Annotated in this window: 19 protein-coding genes and 1 pseudogene; 14 read left to right on the top strand and 6 right to left on the bottom strand. The window is 69.6% G+C overall.

Annotated features, from left to right (window positions below; translation table 11 throughout):
• The first annotated feature begins 81 nt into the window (after positions 1-81).
• The 10 genes and pseudogenes from ACYUD3_RS37335 to ACYUD3_RS37290 form a co-directional block, all read left to right on the top strand.
• Positions 82-2,385: a hypothetical protein gene (locus ACYUD3_RS37335; RefSeq protein WP_470980575.1), complete on the top strand. Its 2,304-nt coding sequence runs from the start codon at positions 82-84 to the stop codon at positions 2,383-2,385.
• A gap of 312 nt (positions 2,386-2,697) precedes the next feature.
• A complete protein-coding gene (locus tag ACYUD3_RS37330; RefSeq protein WP_470980573.1) occupies positions 2,698-3,045 on the top strand; it encodes a hypothetical protein in 348 nt (115 codons plus the stop codon).
• An 18-nt stretch (positions 3,046-3,063) separates the two neighbouring features.
• Positions 3,064-3,282 carry a hypothetical protein gene (locus ACYUD3_RS37325; protein ID WP_470980570.1) on the top strand — a complete coding sequence of 73 codons (219 nt, stop codon included), beginning with the start codon at positions 3,064-3,066 and terminating at the stop codon, positions 3,280-3,282.
• Positions 3,283-3,385: 103 nt separating this feature from the next.
• Positions 3,386-4,519, top strand: a complete 1,134-nt coding sequence (locus tag ACYUD3_RS37320) for a hypothetical protein (protein ID WP_470980567.1) — start codon at positions 3,386-3,388, stop codon at positions 4,517-4,519.
• A gap of 67 nt (positions 4,520-4,586) precedes the next feature.
• Complete coding sequence (locus ACYUD3_RS37315; protein WP_470980564.1) at positions 4,587-6,056, top strand: site-specific integrase; 1,470 nt, start codon at positions 4,587-4,589, stop codon at positions 6,054-6,056.
• Positions 6,057-6,115: 59 nt separating this feature from the next.
• Positions 6,116-7,981: a hypothetical protein gene (locus tag ACYUD3_RS37310; protein ID WP_470980561.1), complete on the top strand. Its 1,866-nt coding sequence runs from the start codon at positions 6,116-6,118 to the stop codon at positions 7,979-7,981.
• The gene (locus ACYUD3_RS37305) at positions 7,978-10,080 is read left to right on the top strand and encodes a hypothetical protein (protein WP_470980558.1); all 2,103 of its coding nucleotides are present in this window, start codon (positions 7,978-7,980) and stop codon (positions 10,078-10,080) included. The genes ACYUD3_RS37310 and ACYUD3_RS37305 overlap by 4 nt, the downstream gene beginning before the upstream one ends.
• Positions 10,077-10,478: a hypothetical protein gene (locus tag ACYUD3_RS37300; RefSeq protein ID WP_470980556.1), complete on the top strand. Its 402-nt coding sequence runs from the start codon at positions 10,077-10,079 to the stop codon at positions 10,476-10,478. Before ACYUD3_RS37305 ends, ACYUD3_RS37300 begins: the two co-directional genes overlap by 4 nt.
• 238 nt (positions 10,479-10,716) lie before the next feature.
• A complete protein-coding gene (locus tag ACYUD3_RS37295; RefSeq protein WP_470980553.1) occupies positions 10,717-11,547 on the top strand; it encodes a DUF4231 domain-containing protein in 831 nt (276 codons plus the stop codon).
• A gap of 153 nt (positions 11,548-11,700) precedes the next feature.
• Positions 11,701-12,879, top strand: a pseudogene (locus ACYUD3_RS37290) (DUF2637 domain-containing protein); the annotation flags it as partial.
• 104 nt (positions 12,880-12,983) lie between these two features.
• Here ACYUD3_RS37290 and lysS read toward each other — a convergent pair.
• The 4 genes from lysS to ACYUD3_RS37270 form a co-directional block, all read right to left on the bottom strand.
• Positions 12,984-14,747, bottom strand: coding sequence for a lysine--tRNA ligase (gene lysS, locus ACYUD3_RS37285; protein ID WP_470980550.1), 1,764 nt, complete (start codon positions 14,745-14,747; stop codon positions 12,984-12,986).
• 149 nt (positions 14,748-14,896) lie between these two features.
• Positions 14,897-15,472 (bottom strand): hypothetical protein, encoded by a 576-nt coding sequence (locus tag ACYUD3_RS37280; protein ID WP_470980548.1) that lies wholly within the window; start codon positions 15,470-15,472, stop codon positions 14,897-14,899.
• Positions 15,469-16,188 carry a GNAT family N-acetyltransferase gene (locus tag ACYUD3_RS37275; protein WP_470980545.1) on the bottom strand — a complete coding sequence of 240 codons (720 nt, stop codon included), beginning with the start codon at positions 16,186-16,188 and terminating at the stop codon, positions 15,469-15,471. The genes ACYUD3_RS37280 and ACYUD3_RS37275 overlap by 4 nt, the downstream gene beginning before the upstream one ends.
• 118 nt (positions 16,189-16,306) lie before the next feature.
• Complete coding sequence (locus ACYUD3_RS37270; RefSeq protein WP_470980542.1) at positions 16,307-16,816, bottom strand: hypothetical protein; 510 nt, start codon at positions 16,814-16,816, stop codon at positions 16,307-16,309.
• Between the two features lie 152 nt (positions 16,817-16,968).
• On the opposite strand from ACYUD3_RS37270, the gene argS reads away from it, so the two are divergent.
• The 4 genes from argS to ACYUD3_RS37250 all read left to right on the top strand — a co-directional run bounded on the left by argS (position 16,969) and on the right by ACYUD3_RS37250 (position 21,844).
• Positions 16,969-18,738, top strand: coding sequence for an arginine--tRNA ligase (gene argS, locus ACYUD3_RS37265; RefSeq protein WP_470980539.1), 1,770 nt, complete (start codon positions 16,969-16,971; stop codon positions 18,736-18,738).
• 103 nt (positions 18,739-18,841) lie between these two features.
• Positions 18,842-20,656: an acyl-CoA dehydrogenase family protein gene (locus tag ACYUD3_RS37260; protein WP_470980536.1), complete on the top strand. Its 1,815-nt coding sequence runs from the start codon at positions 18,842-18,844 to the stop codon at positions 20,654-20,656.
• Positions 20,657-20,693: 37 nt separating this feature from the next.
• Positions 20,694-21,479, top strand: coding sequence for a DUF4253 domain-containing protein (locus ACYUD3_RS37255; protein ID WP_470980533.1), 786 nt, complete (start codon positions 20,694-20,696; stop codon positions 21,477-21,479).
• 92 nt (positions 21,480-21,571) lie between these two features.
• Positions 21,572-21,844 carry a hypothetical protein gene (locus ACYUD3_RS37250; RefSeq protein WP_470980530.1) on the top strand — a complete coding sequence of 91 codons (273 nt, stop codon included), beginning with the start codon at positions 21,572-21,574 and terminating at the stop codon, positions 21,842-21,844.
• Here ACYUD3_RS37250 and ACYUD3_RS37245 read toward each other — a convergent pair.
• A complete protein-coding gene (locus ACYUD3_RS37245; RefSeq protein ID WP_470980527.1) occupies positions 21,810-22,715 on the bottom strand; it encodes an SAM-dependent methyltransferase in 906 nt (301 codons plus the stop codon). The genes ACYUD3_RS37250 and ACYUD3_RS37245 overlap by 35 nt on opposite strands.
• A 111-nt stretch (positions 22,716-22,826) precedes the next feature.
• Positions 22,827-23,834, bottom strand: coding sequence for a porphobilinogen synthase (gene hemB / locus ACYUD3_RS37240; RefSeq protein ID WP_470980525.1), 1,008 nt, complete (start codon positions 23,832-23,834; stop codon positions 22,827-22,829).
• Between the last annotated feature and the right edge of the window lie 87 nt (positions 23,835-23,921).

Raw genomic sequence — 23,921 nt, 5'->3', positions numbered from 1 at the left:
CCCACGGTCCAGCAGCCGTAGGCCCGTGCCCCCCTTCTTCTCCCTCCTTCTTTCCTTCCGCGTATTTGGAGTACCCCGCCCATGATCAGCCGTGACGACGGTGGCTTTCTGCCCGAAGTCATCGTGTACGAAGGCGAGTTCGTCGACGACGAGCCACAGCCAGAAGCCGGACCGGCCCAAGCCACTGACCGCCGCCGTGCGGCCCAGCGCGTCGCCCACGCGGCGGCCACCGCCGCCCGCTTCGTGGTCGGCCACACCCTGCCCGGCATCCGCCACGCGTGGGCGCTGACCGTGCACTGGGCCGCACTGCGCTACATGACCGGCGACGAGATCCGCCGCCGCATCGTCAAGAAGCAGTTCGACCACTACACCGAGCGCCGTGAGGACGCCCGCACCGCGCGGGACACCACCCTCAAGCAGATGTCCAACCTGGTGGACAAGGCGGCTGAGGACGGCTTGTCCAGTCCGGAGAAGAACCGGCTGCGCGATCTGGGGGCCGAAGCCGACCGCCGCCGTAACGGCCTGGCCGTCCTCAACGCCATGTCGTTCACCGCAGCCCAGCCCACCGCGGAGCAGATCAGCCGGTGGCGAGCGACGCGCGGCGTCGTCCGGTTCACCTGCGTCGTGGTGCCCGCGCTCGGCGTCCTGGTCACCGCCACCGCCACGGCCCCCGTGTCCGCGCTGATCACCGGCCCGGCCCTGCTCGGCGGCGGCTGGTGGCTCGCACGCAACCCGATCCCGCTGACCACCCGGCCCATCCCCGCCGAGTTCCTCATCCCCGAACTCGACGCGCCCGCCGACTACCAGCTCGACGAGCCCCGCCCCGCCGCGAAGGACTCCGCCGCCGACGGCCAGGACGTGCCCGCCAACGCGGCGAACGAGACCACCGCCGCAGACGAGCAGGTCCCCAGTTCGCTCGCCGAGGCCCGCACGCCCGAACAGGCCGCCACCGTCCTGGCCGCCGCCATCCGCGCCGAGGGCCGTGACCTCACCGAGGTCGCCAAGGCCGTCGAAGAACCGTGGGGCTGGTCGTTCTACCTGCGGTTCGCGACCGGCAGCCCGGACGAGCTGAACAAGGACGACATCTACAAGGCCCTGATCACCCGGCTGCGGTTGCGCCGCAACGGTCTGCTGATCGAGGGCGACCCGGACGCCGGGGACAGCGCGTTCGTCCGCGCGCTGCTGCGCGACCCCTTCGCCCCGGACGTGGTCGGCCCGCTGCCGTACCGGCCGCCGCTGTCGAGGTCGATCGTGGACGCGGCCGACTTCGGCGTGGCCATGGACGGCACCCCGCTCGTCTTCTCCCTGGCCGGGCTGATGCTGCTCATGGTCGCCGACTCCGGCGGCGGCAAGTCCGGCGTGATGCTCGCGCTCGCCGAGGCCGTCACCGCCTGCCGGGACGCCGTGGCGTTCAACCTCGATCCGGTCGGCACCGGCGTCGGCGCGCTAGGCGAGGCGATCACGCTGTCGGCGTGCATGGACGACGAGCTGATCCAGGACGTCCTGGACTTCCTGCTGGCCCTGTGCTCGGCCCGCGCCCGCCAGCGCGCCCGCTACGGCTGGGGCAACAAGTGGCGCGTGAGCGAAGAGCACCCGGCCGTCGTGGTGTTCGTCGACGAGTGGCCTCAGCTGAGCGACGAGGCCAAGGCGAAGCTGGTGCGCGCCCTGCTGCTGGGCCGCAAGGAGGCCGTGTGGTTCGAGGCCGGCAGCCAGTTCGGCACCCGCGACCACCTCGGCCAGGCCATCGGCCCCAAGCTCTCCGCCCGCCTGCTGGGCGCCTGCCGCCGCGTGGACGTCACCGAACTCCTCGGCGGCGGCGCCATCGCCGAGGGCTACCGCGCCGACCTCCTCCAGGCCGCCACCCACACCCAGGTCAACGACGCCGGCCAGATCTACGCCCAGGGCCTGCCCGGCATGCCCAACCGGCCCATCCGCTATCAGGTCCGCGAGGTCACCGACGCCCAGGCCGCCCAGCTCGGCGCCGAACGCGCCGCCGCCGGGCTGCCCGACCTGTGCCACACCCTCACCGAGGCCGGACTGTGGCAGCAGTACCAGGACCTGCTCGCCCGTTGCCGCGCCGACAGCATGCTGCCGCCCGAGCCGCCCGCCATCCTGCTCACCCTGCGCGATGCCTTCCGCGTCGAGCAGGACCCCGACGCGCTGACCGTCGTCCAGCTTGCCGAGCACCTGATCGCGGACGACGCGGACCGGTGGAACCGGTGGGACGACCGCGCCGACCGGCTCGCCATGATCGGCCGCCACCTCCGCAAGGCCCTCACCGACGCCGACCTGGAGCTGCCCTCCACCCGGCTGCGTCACCTGCCCGGAGAGCCCACCGGCTATCTCCTGGCCGACGTCAAAGCGGCCCTGCGGGCGTTCTCATGACCTGCCCGCCGCCTGCCGCCCCGGCACACCACCGCAGGCCGACGGCAGGCCGCGGTACAGGACCTGACCTGCGACGACAGGTTCCGCAGGCCGATTCGCCCCGCCCCCACATCCGGCCGGTTTCAGCGGCCCCGGCCCCCGCCGTGACCACCCGGCTCACCGGCCCACCACCCCCGGCTCGACCAAGCCCCGTCCCTGCTGCGAGGAACCCGTGACCGACCATGCCTCCCCCGACACCGCCTACCAGACGTGGATGTCGCTCCAGCCCATCACCCGCCCCGGCGACGTGCCGATCCCACGCCCATCGCGTGGATGGAGAACCGCCGCTCCGATCACTCCCTGGCCCTCCTGCTCAGCCGCCACGACCCCCGCCGGCACGGCCCCACCGACGCCCTGGCCTGCCTCGCCCTGGGCGAGGCGATCCGCAACGAGCTGAGCCACTACCGCGGCTCGCACGTCCACGACGCCCGGCTCCGCGGCACCAGCTGGCAGCAGATCGCCGACGCCCTCGACACCGACATCCCCGCCGCCCAGCAACTCCTGCGCGACTGGGCCAACGGCCAGCACCGCCTCTACCAGGCCGAGCCGCTCAGCGGCCACCGCCTCGGCCTGACCGCCGCCGAGCACCAGGCCGTCCTGGACCTCATCCCCGACCACTGACCCCGGATGGAGAACACCGTGAACTCCCGTACTCCTGCCGCCTCTTCGGCCCCAGGCAGCGCCCAGCCGGTCGACGTCCGACTCATGGGCGATGACCGCGCCGTCCGCGCCCTGGTCGCTGCCCTCCAGCAGTCCGCCGCCTGCGGCCCGGCCACCTACAAACCCATGCGCGACAGCAACGGCACCCGCGCCTACCTGTCGGTCGTCGTCCCCGTCGGTCCCGCGCCAACCACGTGACCCACAGGCCGCCCACAGCCACCACCCAGGCCGCCCGGCGACCTTGACCGGGCCAGCCAAACACCCCAACCACGGCATTTGCCGCCCAACGGAAAGGTCCACCATGCCCGACAACACCACCGGACCCGTCGTCCGCTTCACCCCGATGACCGGCCGCGAACGCGCCTATGACTTCGCCCCGCTGCCCTGCCCACCGCTGCACGCGCCGCTGGCCGCCGCTCTCACGGCCCGCCTCGCACCGGGCACCGGCAGCATCCTCACGCTCGCCGCCGCGGACACCTACTTCGGCACCATCCGCCGCTTCCTGGCCTTCCTCAGCATGCAGGACCAGCCGCCGGCCGGCCTGGACGACGTGCGCCCCAGCCACCTGTACACCTACCGGGACGTCGAGGGGGCCACCCGCTCGGCGGCGGGCATCGGGCGTGAACTCGCACAGCTGTGCCGCCTGCTGCAGGACGCCCCCTACGGCTCGCTCCACTCCAGCGTCTGGGACATGATCAAGACTCCCGGGAAGATCACCGGACCGCAGCCGCCCCGCACCGCTGTGCAGCCGTACTCGCAGCGCGAGTACACCGCGCTGCTCCAGACGGCGCGCACCGACGCGGCCGAGACCATCGCTCGCCTCACCGTCGCCGAAGAGTTGCTGGCCGCCTTCCGCACCGCCCCGGACACGCTCAGCGAAGAGGAGCAGGACACGGCCCGGCTGCTGGACGTGATGGACCGCACCGGCCGCATCCTCCACGTCGAAGGCCGGCGCAAGCAGGACACCGCCCGGCTGCTCTTCCTCACCCTGGCCGACACGGCCCCGCTGTTCGTCCTGGCCCTGGCCCTCGGCCGACTGCGGGTCACCGAGACCGCCGACCTGCCCTCGCAGCACGCGGTGAACCACGGCGACGTCGTCTTCTACATCAACCACCGCAAGGCAGGCCCCGCGCCATGCCGGTGGGAGACCCGCGGCGAGGGCCACAACCCGCTGGTGAGCGCCGGTGACTTCTACCTCCTGCTGCACCGGCTCACCGAGCGCAGCCGCCGCTTCTCCGGCTCCCCGCAGCTGTGGAACCTGTGGACCGGCCGCAGCGCCAACCTCAGCGGCCACGCCCCGCTCTCCCGCCACGCCGCCTCGCCGCTGCTGAACACCTGGGCCCACCGGCACCACCTGACCGCCGACGACGGCAGCCCTCTCACCGTCCAGATGCCCCGCCTGCGAGCCACCGCCCGTGCCCAGGCTGGGAGCTGACCCGTCACGTGCCCACCTGCGGAGGTCGACCAGCTCCGTTCTTCCGATCAATCCCACGACAGGAACCATGAACGACCTTGCCTGGCGGGTCTTCTACACCCGCTACGAACTGCCCCGGCCTCGCACCGCCGACCCACTCATCGACACATTCGGCAACCTAGACGCCTGGCTGGACGAGCGCTCCGTCCCTGAAGGACAGCCCTATCTCATCTCGCCGACGGGCCACTACGACATCCAACTCAACTCCTTCTTCAGTACGGAGCTGGCCTCCGCGCCCTCGGACACGCTCAGGGCGTACGCGTCCGACCTGAAGTTGTGGCTGACGTTCTTGTGGGTCAGCCGTGGTCACAAGGACTGGCGCGGCGCCGACTCCGACGACCGTGCCGCGTACAAGCGGTGGCGGACCGTCGATCCGCTGGGCCCGCACGTCCAAGCAGTGACCTGGGACAGAGAGGTCGGCAGCGTCAACCAGTTCTACCGCTGGGCGCTGCGCAAGAAGTACGCCAGGCAGAACCCGATCATCCAGCGGGAGACCCGCGACCACCGCACCCGCGAATCGCGCTCGGTGCCCGCCGAGCTGTCGCACATCGGCCCCCGCAACCACCTGAAATGGCTCACGCCCACCATGTACCGGACCTGGCGCGATGTCGGCGTCCGCGGCTTCACTCTTCAGGGCCTGGGCGATCCGTCCTTCCGGGGCCGCTTCGCCTCCCGCAACGCGACCTACACCGACGTCATGATCCGCAGCGGGATGCGGTTGTGCGAGCAGACGTCGCTGTCGTTGTTCGAGCTGTCCCGTCCGGTCGCAGGCACGGCGAACACGCGCACCTGGCTGCCCGCTTCAATCGCGAAGTACGGCTCCGCCCGCACCATCTACTTCCTCAACAGCGACCTGGTCGCGGTGCATGAGTACATCGAGGAGGAGCGGGCGGAGGCCGTCGAGCTGGCCCGTGACCAAGGCGTCTACGAGCGCATCCGCAACCCGCTGATCATCACCGACCACCGCAGGCCATTCGTGAACGTCGGCGGCCAGCGGCTGAGCGTGGGCCAGCTCGGGCACGCCGAGCGCCGCCGCCTGCTGATCGACACCCCTGACGGCCTGGAGCCCGCCGCCCTGTGGCTGAACGAGCACGGTCTGCCCAGCGCCCGTTCCTGCTGGCAGTCCGTGTTCACCACGGCCAACGAGCGGTGCGCCAAGGCCGGCCTGAAGGTGTCCAGCCACGCCCATCAACTGCGCCACTCCTTCGCCGTCATCACCCTCGAACTGCTCATGCGAGGCCACATCGCCAGCCTCGGTTCGATGAACCCGGAGCAGCGCGGGGCTTACCAGAGGATCTTCGGCGACCCCGTGAACTGGCTGCGCATCCGGCTCGGCCACCGGTCCCGGACCACCACGGAGAAGTACCTGCACACTCTGCAGGAGCTGGAGTGGGAGACTCGCCAAGCGCTCGTCCCCGACGACTGGGACGCGGCCCACGTCCGCCCCGAAGAACTCGACGGCCTCGCCCCCAACGGCCTGGAGAGTGCTTCCGCATGACCGACGACACACGCGCCCGCTCCCGCCCGACCCGCGCCGGCCGAGGCCGCCCTTCGTCGATGCCCAGTGGGGCGTACGAGCCCGAGCCCGTCGCTGAAAAAGCGATCCGCACCCTCCTCGTGCCGTTCCACGGCGAGGACGGCCGCACCAAGACCTTCGACTTCCGCAAGCTGCCCCTGCCCGCGCTGAGCACGGAGTTCGCCGCTGCCTTCGCTGACCGTACCGGCGCCGCAGGCGAGATCCGGACCCTGAACAGCGCCAACCACTGCTTCACCATGGGCCGGCGCTTCCTGGTTTTTCTGGGAACGCTGAGGAATCCACCTCGCGAGCTGACCGAGCTCGCCCCTCGCCATCTGGAGCGTTATCGCTTTCACCGGTTGGAGAGCGTCACCGAGGTCGGTGCCGAACGTGAACTCATGGAGGTACGGGCCCTCCTGCGGCAGATGCAGGCAGACGCCCTCAGCCCAGAACTTCGGGACCACCTCATCCAGTACCGGCACGGCACCGGCCTGTGGAAGCGTCAACGGCGCGGCGGTGTCTCGGGCTACTCCGACCGCGAGTTCCGCGATCTGATGACCGCGGCTCGCAGCGACGTCGTCGCGATCCGGGACCGCATCGACGCCGCCGAGCGCCTTCTGAACGCCTATCGCGCCGATCCCGATGCCCTGAGCGCGGCGGAGCGCGAGCGTGGTGCTGCCCTCGATGCCATGGACCGCACGGGAATCGTCCCCCGGATCCGCCCCGATCCCGGCTCGGGAAACTGGGATCACGCGGCCGAGACCGAGCTGGCCGGCCAGCTGTTCCTGACGGTCGCGGACCTGTCCCCGCTCATCGTGCTGGCCGTCGGGCTCAGCGGCCGGAACGTCGAGACCATCAAGGAACTCGGCGCCGAGCACCTAGTCATGGACAGCCGCGCTGTCAGGGTGCACCTGACCAAACGCCGCCGCGACAAGCAGAACGTGCACTCAACGGCCGTCTGGGAGATCGGCGCCAACCTGAGCCGCCAGTTGCACACGCCGGGCGGGTTCTACATGCTCCTGCACCGTCTCACCGCACGTGGCCGGCGGTTCTCCGGTGACACCCGGGTGTGGAGCATCTGGCGTGGGGCCGGCGCCCGCTCCGGTTCCCTGTGGGAGAAAACAGCCGCCGCCCACGGACACCGCGACCCCTTCGCGGTCAGTCTGAAGGGTGGGTACGAACTGAAGGAGTGGGCCCGCCGTCACGGCCTGATGGCGGACGAGACCGACCCCGACACAGGGGAGCCGTTTCCGTTGCCCGTCAACGGCAACCGCATCAAGACCACAGTGGAGGTTCGCACCGTGAAGGCGGTCGGCGGACATCTGCCGTCGGCCTCGCGGACCAACACCATCGACGTCAGCTTCGAGCACTACCTGCGGGGCGACAAGACGGTCAAGGACTGGGCGGAGAAGGTGCTCGGTGCCGCTCTCAGCGACGCCGAGTCGAGCGCCCGAGCCTTCCATCTGCGCGTCCTCAACGGCGAGATGGAGAGGGCAGCCGCGCACAACCCGGAGACGGTGGCCACCGTGCTGGGCATGACCGCGGCCACGCTCAAGAGCGCCACGGCCGGCGAACTGGACACCCTCGCCAGCTCCTGCCTGGACATCGAGCATCACCCGGACACCGACGCGCAGTGCAACGTGTCGTTCCTGACCTGCCTCGGCTGCTCCAACGCCCTTGTAGCAGAACGGCACTTGCCCGCGCTCCTGGCGCTGCTCGACTTGCTGCAGGACGCGCTGCAGGAGTTGCCCGTGGACGCCTGGGTCGCCCGGCACGGCCGGACGTGGCTGACCATCACCCGCCTGGTCCTGCCCCGCTTCACCGACGGGCAAGTGGAGAAGGCCGCCCAGAACAAACCCTCCCTCCCGCCCCTCGACCTGCTCGACGGCCCCAAGGAACCCCAGTGACCACAGCCCTCGCGTACGTTCCCGAACCGCTCGTTCTTGACATCGATCCGCAGGCCCTCGTTCTGGCTCAACGTCCCCTCGTCTCCGGCACCGTGCTGCAGAAGACGAGCCGTTTCGCTGACGACGTGTGGAACCTGACGCCGGCTGTCCACAAGCGGCACCAGCGGGCCTGGAACATCCACTTCGAGAACGTCTCGGAGCTCTTCCGCCCCGTCGTAAAAGAGTTGGTGTACCGGTACCTGATCAACGACCTGCCACCTGGTGTCGCCCGGTCCTCCATCGAGACGACCGTCGGCCGCTTCTACTTCGTGAAGGAGTTCACCCACTGGATCGACCGCCGTGGCATCACGTCACTCTCGGACCTCACCGCCGAAGACTTCGAGCAGTGGGGCCAGCACGTCGACGCCCGGCACAAAAGCTCTGCTACCCGCACGAACAAGCGCTTCGCCGCCCGCGCGCTGTGGCTGTTCCGGTCCAAGCTGCCCAGCGGCGGGCTCGCCTTCGACCCCGAGGACGTCTGGCACCAGGGCTACCAGCCCGCCGCCGCCCGAGTCACCGGCGAGAACTCCACCGACCGCATCCCAGAGCAGGTGCTGTCTCCCCTCCTCATCTGGTCCCTGCGCTGGGTGGAGGACTTCGCCGACGACATCATCCGAGCCCAGCAGGAATGGAACGACCTGAAGAACCTCCCCGTGTTCGGGAGGCAATTGCCTCCCCCGCCGGGCACGCCACCGGCGTACGAACGCTTGGATGCTGTGCTCGACCGCTACCGCGCTGCCGGCCGCAAGTTGCCCCTCGGCTGGAAGACCAACGGCCCCTACAACGACCGGCCACCCGTCAATCACGCACACCTGGCCCGACAGGCACAGTGCTACCGGGGTACACCTGCCAAGGCTCCTTGCGCGGCGCTCGTCGACCAGGCGGTGGAGGAACTCGGCATAGACGACGGCACCTATCTGTGGACCGAAGTCCGTGGCCAACTCGACGAACGTCCGTGGCTGCGCGCGATCACTTTCGACGACGTCAAGGTGCATCTGCGCATGCTGCACGCCGCCTGCTACATCGTCATCGCCTACTTGTCCGGGATGCGCGACAGCGAGGTCAAGCACATGCGTCGCGGCTGCGTCACGGCCTGGCGTGACGACACCGGTCGCCCAGCCCGCCACTACGTGAAGAGCATGGCCTACAAGGGAGAGGACACCCCTGTCGGCGTTGAGGCCACCTGGGTGGTCGCACCTTCCGTCGCCCGTGCCGTCCAGGTCCTGGAGGCGACGCAACCTCCCGGACAGGAGTATCTCTTCGCCTCCGTCTGGCACGAGCGGGACACCGTCCGGCTGACAGGCCTGACCAACAAGGACATGCGGGACTTCATGCGCTGGGTCAACACCTACTGCACGGAGCACGACCGCCCCGACTCCATCCCTGCGGTCGACGGCAACCCGTGGAACATCAAGACCAGCCAGTTCCGGCGCACCCTGGCCTGGTTCATCGCCCGCCAAGAAGGCGGCACCATCGCCGGGGCGATCCAGTACCGGCACCACAGCGTCCAGATGTTTGAGGGGTACGCGGGCACCTCCGCCTCCGGCTTCCGCCAGGAGGTCGAGGCCGAACAGGCCATCGCCCGCGGCGAGAAGCTCGGCGACTTCATCCTCACCGGAGAGTTCCAGCGCCTCACCGGCCCTGCAGGGCGGGAAGCCGAGGAACGGCTCACCGATCTGGAACACCACGTGGAGTTCAACGGCAAGGTCATCCCCGACCGGAAGCGCCTGGAGCGCCACATGAAACGCAACGACCCCCACATCTACCCGGGCGAATTCGTCACCTGTGTCCACAACCCCGACCGCGCCCTGTGCCGCAAGAACGCCTCCGGCGGACCGACCCTCCCCGACTGCCAGCCACTGCAATGCCGCAACGTGGCCCTCACTCAGGCGAACATCGAAACCTTCCGCCGCTGGATCCGCCGACTCGACAACGCTTTGGAACGCGGTATCGAGCTCGCCCCCTACATTCGCAACCGCATGGAAAAGAAGCGCACGGAAGTCGCTCGATTCCTCTCCGCTTACAACGTTTCTGCCAACGCCCACCAGGACGCACAGTGATCCGCCACCACCCCACCGATAATGAAGTCCGCGAAGCCATGGACACTGTCCTCCGCGAGGCCAAGGAATCCGGGCGACACCCCCGGATCTCCGCAGTGGAGAGACTCCTCGACGTTTCTCATGCCACTTTCTACCGAAACTACTCCGAACTCATCGAGGAGTTCCGGGTACGCACGTCCAACCAACATGAAATGCAAACCAATACTACCAAGAGCAATCCCACCCCAGCGGATACCATCGCCCGACTCCGGCGCGAAAAGGAGGATGCCCGCCGGACAGTGGCCGTGTACGCCGAAACAATCAGACAGCTCGCCACCGAAAACGAGGAGCTACGCGTCAAGTTGCAGCGCCTGAAAGGCGTAACGGACCTCAGCAGCCGCCGCAACAACCGACCCTGACTCAAACAGATCAACGCGCTGATCAGGACCGATAAAACTCGCGGGCCCGCATCATAAATGGTGCAGGCCCGCGAGCGGTACAGTCACCGCACCGCCCTCACTCCAGCCTCTGAATCTCAAACATTGCGGACCATCCGCCACAAACTTGATGCTCCGACCCTCCACTTATGGGTGGTCCCGTTGCGCATGCGGCAGCACTCACTAGATCATCACCCCAGACAACAGCGAGGGGGATCCCGTGGCGCGTTTAACAGAGGCCGAAATTGCCGCACTGGAGCAGGCATATAGAGAGAAAAGCAGGGCGTTCGATCACATCGCGGAGAACCTAAAAGCCGAACGGTTCCGCAGGCGGATGTACTACTTGACCGCCTTCTGCTCGATGGCGTTGGCCGCCCTCCTTGGCTACACGGTAGTCGTGGGCCTCTGGGAAACGAAGCCCGAGTTCACCCGCTGGGCAGGACTCGTGATCGTTCTGATCCTCTTGGTCACGGCTGTCAATATGTTGACCAACAACCGGGGAAAGGTGGTTGACCTAACATCCGAAGCACGCCAGGCGCTCGCAGATAAGCAGAACGCCGCGGCCGATCTCCCGCTGTTCTCTGAAGCAGCTCTTCGGATCTACCGTGAGTCCACCCTGGAGTTGATGGACTCCTACCGCAGGCGGGCATCCAGGAATCGGCGCGTCAACAATGCCCTCCAGTCGCTCATCATCGCGGGGTCGATCATTGCGTCCACCTTGGTCGCTCTCGACAATGCGATCACTCCCCTGAATTTGGCGGCCACCATCCTGAGCGCAACCGTCGGCGTTTCCGCCGGGCTTTCCGGATACTTCAAATTCCGCGAGCGCGGCTTCAACCTGCAATCCACCGCAGACGAACTGGAGAAGCACTACACAGGCGTCCAATTCCACCTGGACGAATACGAGACAGTCGACTCGGCCCTCACCCCGGAAGAGGCGGAGAAGGAACGTCTCAGACGGTTCGCGCGCCTCGTGGAGAAGATCAAGGAAGAGCAGCGAAAGCGGGAACTCCAGCTGGAGCAGTCTCCCGAACAGCACAACCAGGCGTAGGAGCCCACGGTCCCGGCCTGCTCCCGTGCACGCTCGGTTACCTCCAGCCCCGGGTACTGGGTGCCCTGCCCTCACCGATCAGCCCTCCACCCGCCACCCCTTGGCCAGCCAGGAACATCGTCCTGCCTAGTGGACAAGTCCGTGATCGCATAAGCGGCGGCCTGGCCGGATCCGCTGGGGGTGGGGATGCACGCGGTGATCCCGGTCCTGTTCGTGGTGTCGGTGGAGGCCGCACGGCACGCCATCGGCCGCATGGCGGACATCACGGCGGACAAGCACATGGAGGGCGTCCGCCTGACCCGCTGGCTCCTCTCGCCGATCCCGACGTTCCTGCTGTGGCGCCGGATGAAGCTGTGGGAGCTGCGGTCCTACGAGCAGGTGATCAAGCTGGAACAGGACCGCTTGGTGTACCAGGCCCGCCTCCACTCCCGCTTCGGCAGGGCGTGGCGTCGTAAAGCCCCGGTGGAGTCCCTGATGCCGCTGCGCCTGGCGCGGTACGGCGTCCCGCTGGCGGAGACGGCGCCGGCGGGCTTGATGGCGGCGGGGATCGAGCCGGTGCTGATTCCGGCGGGGCCGGTGCTGGAGCAGGTGGAGCGGGCGGGGGCGTTGGAGCTGGAGGCACCGGAGAAGGAGGCTGTGGCTCCAGAGGGCGTGGCTGTGGGCGCTGCCGCAGCGGACCTCGCAGCTCCAGCAGACGTAGCTGCGGGCAATCGTGCCGCTGGGGCGGCACGGGTGGGCGCAGCGGCACCCTCCAGCGAGCAGCGCCAGACCACCCCCCAGCCCCCGCCGGAGCAGCAGCCGACCCCCCAGCCGCAACCAGAGCCGCAGCAGGCCCAACAGCACCTCCCGCAGCCCGAGCCCGACGAGAACAGCCCCTGGTTCAAGCCCCCGGCGCAGATCGAGTACCAGGGCGGCTACGACCCCGACTTCGACCCGGAGGAGGAGGCCGCGTACGCCGAATGGCAGGCCCAGCAACTCCGCCTCCAGACCCAGCTCCAGTTGCAGGCCCAGATGCAGGCGCAGGCACAGGCACAGCTCCCGCAGGAGTCCCCCTCCGAGGAGACCGGCAGCTTCCCCATCCCGGCCGGCCCCAACCGCGTGCGCGAGCTGGGTGAAGGCGGCGGCCCCCCGGAACCCCCGGCGCCGGACGAGGAGTCGTACTACGCGGTGTTCAAGCAGTCGATAAACGGCAGCTACCCCACCCCCCGTGAATTCACGGAGAACGTGGAAGCCGAGTTCAACCGCCCCTTGGCCCCGGACGAAGCCAAACGCATGGTCAACCGCTTCACGAACCGCTACAACGCGGAACTCGAAGAGGACCACATCGCGTAACTCGCGAACCCGAAAACGAAGAAGGGCCCCCGGAGTCACCCGACCCGGAGGGCCCTTCCTCATGAAGAAGCCGATTCAAGCAGCCGCCCTAAACGGCCGCGGCCTCACTCCCCCAGCAACACCCGAACCCGCTCCTGCCCCACAGCCAACAGCAGCGTAGGCAGCCGAGGCCCGGTGTCCCGCCCGACCAGCAAGTGATAGAGCAGCGCGAAGAACGCCCGCTGCGCACTCTTGATCTCGGCCGGCAGTTCCTTCGCGGTGGCGTCGGCGGAGAACCCGGCCTGCACCTTGGGCACCCCGTACACAAGATGGGTGAGCCCGTCCAGCGACCAGTGCGAGGAGAGCCCCTCCAGCAGCAGCTGGACACTCCGCGCCGAAGCCTCGTCGAGCGACTTCAGCAGCTCCAGGTCCGGCTCGGAGCGCACGACGGTCCGCTGGTCGGCGGGGACATGGGTGTTGATCCAGGCCTCGGCCTTGTCGTACCGGGGCCGCACCTCGTCGAGGGACGCCACCGGCCGGTCCGCCTCCAGCTCGGAGAGGATCCGCAGCGCCTGGTCCTGATGCCCGGCGGTGACATCGGCGACAGAAGCGAGCGTCCGGTAAGGCAACGCCCGCGCGGTGGCCGGAAGTTCCCCGGAAGCGGTCCCGACGGCACGGGCGTACGCGGCGACGTCCCCGGGAAGAGCGGACCCGTCGGCGACCTTCGCGGCGAGCTTGTCCCACTCGTCGTAAAGCCGCTGGATCTCCTGGTCGAAGGCGATCTTGAACGACTGGTTGGGCCGCCGCCGGGCGTAAAGCCACCGGAGAATCTGCGGCTCCATGATCTTCAAAGCGTCGCCGGGAGTGGGAACCCCGCCCTTGGAGGAAGACATCTTGGCCATACCGCTGATGCCGACAAAGGCGTACATGGGCCCAATAGGCTGCTTACCGCCGAAGATCCCGACGATCTGCCCGCCGACCTGGAAAGAGGACCCGGGAGAGGAATGGTCGACACCGGAGGGCTCGAAAACAACTCCCTCATAAGCCCACCGCATGGGCCAGTCGACCTTCCAGACCAGCTTCCCGCGATTGAACTCATTGAGCCGCACAGTCTCGGCGAACCCACAAGCGTCACACGTGTAGGACAACTCGGTGCTGGCGTCGTCGTACGCGTTGACGGTGGTCAGGTCCTTCTCGCAGTTCCCGCAGTAAGGCTTGTACGGGAAGTACCCGGCGGACCCGGTGGACCCGTCGTCCTCGCCGGCCGCCCCGGACCCCTCGGCGGCCTCCAGCTCGGCCTCGTCGAGCGGCTTCTGGGACTGCTTGGCGGTCTTCGGCTTGGTGCGGTACTGGGCGAGGACGGCGTCGATGTCGGCGCGGTGGCGCATCGCGTGCAGCACCTGCTCGCGGTACACCCCGGAGGTGTACTGCGCGGTCTGGCTGATCCCGTCGAACTCCACCCCCAGCTCCCCGAGCGAGGCGACCATGGCGGCCTTGAAGTGCTCGGCCCAGTTCGGGTACGCCGACCCGGCCGGCGCGGGTACGGAGGTCAGCGGCTTGCCGATGTGCTCGGCCCAGGTCTCGTCGACGCCGGGGACGCCGGCCGGGACCTTGCGGTAGCGGTCGTAGTCGTCCCAGGAGATGAGGTGGCGGACCGCACGGCCGCGCCGCCGGATCTCGTCGGCGACGAGGTGCGGGGTCATGACCTCGCGGAGGTTGCCCAGGTGGATGGGGCCGGAGGGGGAGAGCCCGGACGCGACGATCACAACCGGAGCGGTAGCGACTGATGTCTGCGCACCGGGGGCCCGACGCTCCGACTCCTCGATGACCTCGTCCGCGAAACGGGAGACCCAGTCGGTGGTCTCGGTGCTCTGAGCCACGATCGGCACGTCCTTTGGTGTTCTGGGATTCCTCTGGGAATCGACTACCGGCCGGTACGGTCGCACGGCTGGCCGTCCCATTGTCCCAGGACGCACCCACACCACGAAAACGGGTATCGGCGCCCCCCAGGGGGGACGCCGATGAAGATGCGAACGGCTCAGCCGAAGTTCACCGGGGCGATGTACTGGTCGTACGTCCGGTCATTGGTCGCCGTGAAGTCGGCCCGCGTCACGATGGCGCAGCGCACCCCGTCGACCCCGCAGGTGACGCCGTCCGCGATCTGCGGCTTCAGGTTGAGCGTGGTCAGGAACGACCCGCCCTCCTGATACGGAATGGTCACCCCCGGGGTCCCGGTCCCCGTGTCGGTGATCCGCCGCGCGGACCCGTCGGTGGACTGCCGCCCGCCGAGGCAGGGCCCGGGAAGCGTGGTGTACGTCTCGGGGTGGCCGACGACGACGCCTTCGGGTACGACGCAGAAGGCGAGGAAGATGCCCTGGGCGCGGTTGTATCCGGTGCCGGCGACGTCCACGGTCCCGCCTTCCGCGGGCAGCGAGGTGCTGGCGGCGCCGAGCTTGAGATGGAAGGTCTGCTCACCGACGGTGACCGTGCGCTGCGCCGAGCCGAAGGTGTAGGGGGCGGCCGAGGAGGTGGCGGCGGTGCCGAGAGCGACGGCGAGGGCCGCGCCGGCGACGAGGGCCGCGCGGAACTTCTTGGTGGGGGGTTTCATGGTCATATCCCACTGTGTGACTGATCAGTAGGCAATGGAGTGTGTGCCCTTTCACGCAGCACGGCCGGGATCTTCACAGCGCCGCGCACGCCGGGGGGTTCACGCCCCCCCCACACCCCGAACCACTGCATGGCCCCGTACTCCTCGAACCGCTCCACTTCGACAAACCCCAGCCGAGCGGCGAGCCGCACGGAACTGAGATTGGCGACCTGCGTACAAAGCACGACACCCTCCCCCGGAACCACCCCGGAGAACCACTCCAGCACGGCACCACAGGCTTCCCACGCATACCCGAGCCCCCAGAACTCCGGCAGGAACAGATACCCGAGCTCGGCGACGGGGGCGGCCTGGTTCGGAGGAGCTGGGGGAGCCGGAGAAGCTGGGGGAGCCGGATGCGCCGGAGGAGACAGGGAGGCCGGAGCAGCAGAGGGCGACGAGGGAAGCCGCCCCGGCCGCCCCGGTTCCCGCCGGTCGAGCGTGACCATCCCGGCCATCACCCCACCGGCCTCGACGACGAACACCCCGGCCCGCCGCCCCGGCACAGCAGGCACCTCCCGCTCAAGCTCGTCCCGCGGCCGGGCCCCGCCGAGATAGGCCCGCACCTCATCGGACGCGAACAACTCGACGAACGCACCCCGGTCCCGCCCTTCGGAACCCCGCAGCACAAGCCGCTCGGTGAGGATCGGGGAGGGAGGCCAAGGGACGGCGCCGAGGGAGGTCATGCAAACACCCTAGGCAGTCGGAGCGAACCCAACTACGGCGCGGCAGCGCCGTCTAAGGGGCGCGGGGAACTGCGCGACAAGCCACGACGGCGCCGCAGCCGGACAACTACATGCCACCTCAGCCAAAGTTGACCTTGATGTACTGGTCGTACGCCCGATCGCCCGACTTCGTCGACTTACTCACGATCGCGCACCGCACAGTCCCCCCGCACACAGCACCCCCACCGACCCCGGCCCTGACCGCGAGATCCGCGGCGAACGCCCCGTCATCGGACTCGGTGACGGCCCCGGCCCCGCCGAGACAGGGAGCCGGCTGCCGCGTATAGGTGGACGTGTCCCCGACAGTCACCCCCTCAGGAATCGCGCACAACGAGACGGTGACGGCCTGAGCGGGGTTGTACCCGCTCCCGGAGACATGCACGGTCCCGCTCCCCCCGACGACATCGAGCCCGGAGGCGACCATGCGCAGCCGGAACGTCTTCCCCTCGACGGAGACGACCCGAGCGGCGGCCCCCACGGGAACAGCGGTGGCCGTCCCGGCGGTGGCGAGCGCAAGAACAGCGGCCCCAAAGGCGACAAGCCCGGCCCGCACCCGAGGAGCCTTACGAGAAACGGAGGTAAGAGTCATGCCCCATGCCTAGGGCCAGAACGGGCCCCCGCCAAGGGAAGACCTCCACCCCCGGCCCATCCCCCCAGCTCACCCACGCCAGGAAACCCCTTTACCACCCATGGGATACTTGCCGCGTATACCCATCCCACGAGGAGAACGGCTCCCACCCCATGACCTCGGTCACGTCCCTCAGCGACTCCGTCCAGCAGCACCTCGCGTCCGCCCTCTCGGCCACCCTGCCGGAGGCAGCCGGCGCGGACCCGCTGCTGCGACGTAGCGACCGGGCGGACTACCAGGCGAACGGCATCCTGGCGCTCGCGAAGAAGGCGAAGGCGAACCCGCGCGAGCTGGCGACGCAGGTCGTGGCGCGCGTGAGCGCCCCCGCCCTGATCCAGGACATCGAGGTCTCGGGCCCGGGCTTCCTGAACATCACGATCGCCGACAGCGCGATCACGCGGAACCTCGCGGCGCGCGCGGCGGACGACACCGGCCGCCTCGGCGTCCCGTACGCCCCCGCGCCGGGCACGACGGTCGTCGACTACGCCCAGCCGAACGTGGCGAAGGAGATGCACGTCGGCCACCTGCGCTCGGCGGTGATCGGCGACGCGGTCGTGCAGATCCTGGAGTTCACCGGCGAGAGCGTCGTCCGCAGGCACCACATCGGTGACTGGGGTACCCAATTCGGTATGCTCATCCAGTACTTGGAGGAGCACCCGACCGAACTGGACCACAAGGACGCCGAGATCACCGGCGACGAGGCGATGTCCAACCTGGACCGGCTCTACAAGGCCGCGCGCAAACTCTTCGACTCCGACGAGGAGTTCAAGGTCCGGGCCCGGCGCAGGGTGGTCGAGCTCCAGGCCGGTGAGCCGAAGACGCTCGCGATGTGGCAGAAGTTCGTCGACGAGTCGAAGATCTACTTCTTCTCGGTCTTCGAGAAGCTGGACATGGAGGTCCGCGACCCCGACATCGTCGGCGAGTCCGGCTACAACGACATGCTGGCCGAGACGTGCGCGCTCCTTGAGGAGTCCGGCGTGGCGGTCCGCTCGGAGGGCGCGCTCTGTGTGTTCTTCGACGACATCAAGGGCCCGGAGGGCAACCCGGTCCCGCTGATCGTCCAGAAGTCCGACGGCGGCTACGGCTACGCGGCGACCGACCTGTCGGCGATCAGGGACCGCGTCTTCCACCTGAAGGCGGACACGCTGCTGTACGTGGTGGACGCCCGCCAGGCGCTGCACTTCCGGATGGTCTTCGAGACGGCCCGCCGCGCGGGCTGGCTGAACGATGAAGTCACCGCCGTGCAGCTGGCGTTCGGCACGATCCTCGGCAAGGACGGCAAGCCGTTCAAGACGCGGGCGGGCGAGACGGTGAAGCTCCAGGACCTGCTGGACGAGGCGGTGGACCGGGCGACGGCGGTCGTGCGGGAGAAGGCCGGCAAGGTGGGCCTGACCGAGGCGGAGATCGTCGAGAACGGCCGTCATGTGGGCATCGGCGCGGTGAAGTACGCCGACCTGTCGACGTCGGCGGTGCGGGACTACAAGTTCGACCTGGACCAGATGGTCTCGCTGAACGGCGACACGTCGGTGTACCTCCAGTACGCGTACGCCCGTGTCCAGTCGATCCTGCGCAAGGCGGAGGGTACGGTCCCGGCGGCCCACCCGGAGCTGGAACTGGCCCCGGCGGAGCGGGCGTTGGGTCTGCACCTGGACCAGTTCGGTGAGACGGTGCTGGAGGTGGCGGCGGGCTACGAGCCGCACAAACTCGCCGCGTACCTCTACCAGTTGGCGTCTTTGCTGACGTCGTTCTACGACCAGTGCCCGGTGTTGAAGGCGGAGACGGACGCGCAGAAGGAGAACCGCCTCTTCCTGGTCGACCTGACGGCCCGCACTCTGCACCGGGGCATGGGCCTGCTGGGCATCAGGACGCCCGAGAAGCTCTGATCGCACAACTAGGGCGATCCATAAGGGGGTTCACGCGAGGCGTGGACCCCCTTCCCGCTGCCGGCGAGAACCCCGGGGCAGAAATCCCCCGCAAGATCGTGACTTGAGCACGCCCCCGGCAGATATGCAGGACATGTCGATCACTTCACCATGTCTCCCCCTGCCCGACCTCCTCTTCGCGGACGGCCCAACTGGCCCCGCCCTGCACGCACATCACCGCCGTACGATCACCGCCGGCCTGTTCCGCCACCACCCCGAGGCGACCACCGAGGAGCGCTGGCGCCAGGCGTACGCCCGCCTCCGCTACCTCCAGTCCGAACTCCCCTGCTCCACCGAGGAGTTGGTGAACGACCCCCGACAGCTCGCCGCCCTGCACGAGTGGACGTCGGTGGTCGACGGCGGTACGACCTCCCTCGCCTCGATCCACTACAACCTCTTCCTGGGCAGCCTCCTCGCGGACACGGAGTCGGCCCCCCGCGACCTGACCCCGTACACGTCCCTGGCCCGCGTCGGCACCTTCCTGTGCACGGAGTCGGACCACGGCAACGACGCGGCGGCCCTGGAGACGACGGCCCGCTACGACCTGGACACCGACGAGTTCGTCCTGGACACCCCGCACGCGGGCGCGACGAAGTACATGCCGAACACCAGCCCAACTGGCGGGCCCAAGACGGCGGTTGTGGCGGCGCGGCTGCTGGTGGAGGACCGCGACGAGGGCGTGTTCCTCTTCCTGACCCCGCTGACGGACGAGCACGGCCCGCTGCCCGGCGTGAAGATCGAGCCGCTGCCCCCGCGCATCGGCAGCCCGGTCGACCACTGCGTGACCGCTTTCACGGACGTACGCCTCCCCCGCACGGCCCTGCTCCAGGGCGCGCACGGGCGGCTGGAGAAGGACGGCAGTGTCACCAGCCCGCTCGGCAGCCCGAGGAAGCGTTTCCTCGGCAGCATCGGCCGGGTCACCGTCGGCAAGCTCTGCATGAGCGCGAGCACCCTGGGCGGCGCGCGGGCGGCGCTCGCGACCGCCGTGCGGTACGCGGGGTCCCGCATGGTCTCCGGGCCGGCCGGCGGCGACCGCAGGGTGCCGATCAGCGCGTACCGCTCGCACCACGGACGCCTGCTGGAGCACACGGCGACCGCGTACGCGATGACGTTCCTGCACCGGTCCGTCATGGACCGCTGGACGGCCTGCGCCCCGGCCGAACGCGCGGCGGCGGAACGCCTGGTGGCCGTGGCCAAGGGCTGGATCACCTGGCGGGCGAGGGACATCGCCGTCGAGTGCCGCGAACGCTGCGGCGCGCGCGGCCTGTTCCCGGCGAACGGGCTCGCGGAGTACGCGGGGAACATCGACGGCGCGATCACGGCCGAGGGCGACAACCTCGCCGTGTGGTCGAAGGCGGGCGCGGAGATGATCTTCGGGCACGATCCGGCGCCGGCGCCGGTCCGGGCGACCGGCGACGAGGACGCCATGGCCGTAACGTTCCTGCGGGCGGCCCTCTCCGCCGCCGAACGCCACTGGCACCTGTCCGCGCGGGCGGCACTGCGCAGCGCGACGGGAACGCGGACGGGCAGCGCGGAAAGTGGGACGTTCACCCGCTGGAACAACGCCTCGACCCCCGCCCTGGAGCTGGTCGAGACCTACGCCCTCGGCCAGGCGTCCGACGCGTTCGCCCGCGCCTGCGCCCGCGCCGAGGACGAGCCCCTCCTCACCGACCTGCACCGCCTCTTCCTGCTGCGCCATCTGCGGCCGTACGAGGGCATGTTGCTGGCGGCGGGCGCCCTGGCCGCCGACCAGGTGCGGGCGTTCCCGCACGCCCGTGCGGCGCTCACCGCGCGGCTCGCCGGTGAACTTCCGCGCCTCACCGAGGCGTTCGGCGTACCGGAAGAACACCTGGCGTCGTTGCCGATGCTGGCAGGCTGAAACGCCGTTGTCAGTGGCAGCGCCTACAGTCACTGGCATGGCGACTCTCCCGAACCCCCTCCCGAAGCTCGCGACCGACCCCAGTGGCCGCTCCCTCGGCCTGCGACTGCCGCCCGGCAGGCTGATCGACGCGACCGAGGGCGGCGGCGGCCCGGTGCTGTGGCACGCGGAGAAGCCGGCCGCGTCCGGCACGTGGTCGGCCCTCGGCTCCCCCGCCGCGCGGGCCGGCCTCCTCCCCGTCCTCGTCGACGCCGGCGACCCCCAAGGCGGCCCGGAGAGCTGGGAGTTCGTCCCCGGCGAGGCGAGCTACCCCGGGGACCACGACGCGGAGGACATCCTGGAGGAGTACTGGGAGGAGGACGCGGCCGACGACGAGGAGTGGCCGGGCCCGGCCCCGGCGCTCCCCCTCGCCGCCGACCCCGACAGCCGGGCCGCCGAGGTCGCCGACTCCCTCGCGGAGGACCCGGGTCCGCCGTACACCAAGCTCCACCTCGCGCTCGTCCCGGCGGCCCGGCGCAGCGCCGACCTGCCCGCCGCGCTCGGCTGGTGCGGCGCCGCCAACTACGAGGACGACGCGGCCCGCCTGAGCGCCGTCCTGCGCTCCTGGGAGGACCGCTTCGGCATACGCCTCGTCGCCCTGTCCTACGACCGCCTGACGGTCTCCGTCGCCGCTCCGCCCACCACCCCCGAGGAGGCCGGGGGAATCGCCCTGGAACACCTCGGCTTCTGCCCGTACGCGGTCCTGCGCACGGACGGCGACACGCTGGAGGGATACGCCAAGACCCTGGTGGGGGCGCGGAGTTGGCACTTCTGGTGGGACTGACCCCCGGGCCCCGCGCCTCCGCGCCGCCCGATCGGGCGGTTTACCGGCCCTGAGCCGACCGGAGCGGGAGCCCCCCGGGTACCCCTGAAGGCATGACCTTCCCAGCCCGGACCCTGGCGGTCGTGGCGATCGCCCTCGCGGCGCTCGCGGCGGCCGTCGCGTACGGCGACGACCTGTTCTCGGACGCGAGTTCACGCTGCTCGGCGCGCGAGAACTCCTCGTGGACGTCGTCGTCGGTCGTCCAGGACGGCCGTACCTCCCACTACGAGATCCGCACGTCCACCTGCGCCGACCGGGTCCAGGTGGACGTCAGGACCGGCGGGGACGGGATCACCTCTTGGTTCCCGTGGCTCCGTACACATTGATGTCGTCGTCCGTCACGTCGTTGATGTCCCGGTAGCGGATGCGCCCGATGCCGTCCAGCGCCGCGAACTCCTCCGGTCCGATCGCGGGCGGCGCGGGGGCGGGGCCGGGGTGCCAGTGGTGGACGGGCACGACGCCGGGCGGGGTGTCGAGGACGAGCCCGGGGGTGTCGTCGAAGAACCGCCGCACCTCCCGCGCCGACCGGAACACGAACGTGAACCCCCGCTCGGTGTAGGCCCGTTGAACCGCCCTGGTGGGAACCGGATGGAGTTCGTCGGTGAGATGGCTGAGCACGAGCCGGCTCCCCGAGGGCAGCCCGGCCATCAGTTCCCGTACGACCGGGTAGGCCCGCTCGTCGGTGACGAAGTGCAGGATCGCGACCAGGCACAGCGCGACCGGCTCGGTGAAGTCCAGTGTCCGCGCGGCCCGTTCGAGGATCTGGGCGGGGTCGTCGAGGTCGGCGTCGATGTAATCGGTGCGCCCGGCGGGGCCGGAGGTCAGCAGGGCGCGGGCGTGGGCGAGGACGACCGGGTCGTTGTCGACGTACACCACCCGCGCCTCGGGGATCGTCCGCTGGGCGATCTGGTGCACGTTCTCGGCGGTCGGTAACCCCGTCCCGACGTCCAGGAATTGGCGCACCCCGTCCTCTCGCGCGAGCCGGGTGACGGCGCGGCGCAGGAAGTCGCGGTTGTGCCGGACGTCCAGGTACCCCCGGGGGTTGGCGGCGAGCCCGGCGGCGGCCGCCTCCCGGTCGACGGGGTAATGGTCCTTGCCACCGAGGAAGACGTCGTAGACGCGCGCCGGGTGCGCCTTGGCCGAGTCGATCCGCTTGCGCAGCTCAGCGGGGTCGAGGTCGAGCGCGTCACCGGACATGGGGCCTCCGTGCGGATAGGTGAGACACAGTCAACTACCTACACGCGAAGCCCGGTTGCCGCACTCAGCGCCCGCCCGCCGACCGGCTACTGCCAGCCACCCGCCGACCGCCTACTGCCGCTGCCAGCCATCCAGCTTCTGCGCCGCCTCGACCGCCCAGTACGTCAGGATGCTGCGCGCCCCCGCCCGCCGGATCCCGGTCAGCGTCTCGAAGATCGCCCGCTCCCGGTCGAGCCACCCCTTCTCGGCGGCGGCCTCGACCATCGAGTACTCGCCGGAGATCTGATAGGCGACGACGGGAAGGTCCACGGCGTCGGCGACCCGCGCCAGGACGTCGAGGTAAGGACCGGCCGGCTTGACCATGACCATGTCGGCGCCCTCCTCCACGTCCAGCGCCAACTCCCGCAGGGACTCACGCCAGTTGGCGGGGTCCTGCTGATAGGTCTTGCGGTCGCCCCGCAGCGAGGAGCCGACGGCCTCGCGGAACGGACCGTAGAAGGCGGAGGAGTACTTGGCGGTGTAGGCGAGGATCGCGACGTCCTCCCGCCCGATCTGGTCGAGGGCGTCGCGGACGACGCCGATCTGCCCGTCCATCATCCCGCTGGGCCCCACGACGTGCGCGCCCGCGTCGGCCTGGACCTGCGCCATCTCGGCGTACCGCTCCAGGGTGGCGTCGTTGTCGACGCGCCCCTGGTCGTCGAGGACCCCGCAGTGCCCGTGGTCGGTCGTCTCGTCGAGGCAGAGGTCGGACATGACGAGCAGGTCGTCGCCGACCTCGGCGCGCACGTCCCGCAGGGCGACCTGGAGGATCCCGTCGGGGTCGGTGCCGGCCGTCCCGAGGTTGTCCTTCTTGTCCTCCTCGGGCACCCCGAAGAGCATGATCCCGGAGACTCCGGCGGCGGCGGCCTCGGCGGCGGCCTTCTTCAGGCTGTCCCGGGTGTGCTGCACGACCCCGGGCATCGCCTTGATCGGAACGGGCTCGCTGACCCCTTCACGCACGAAGGCGGGCAGGATGAAGTCGGCCGGATGCAGCCGCGTCTCGGCGACCATCCGCCGCATCACAGGAGAGGTACGCAGCCGCCGGGGCCGAGCGCCGGGAAAAGAACCGTACTGAGCCATACGCCCACGCTACGCCTGCGGAAGGGGTCCCTTTGCCGACGGGGTGTCGACCCTGAAGGCCGGCCGGGACCCCCGTCCCGAAACTGC

Source organism: Streptomyces sp. AMJ-169 (genome assembly GCF_055597585.1).
Note: the sequence above shows the minus strand (reverse complement) of the source record. Positions and strands in the feature narration are given on the sequence as shown.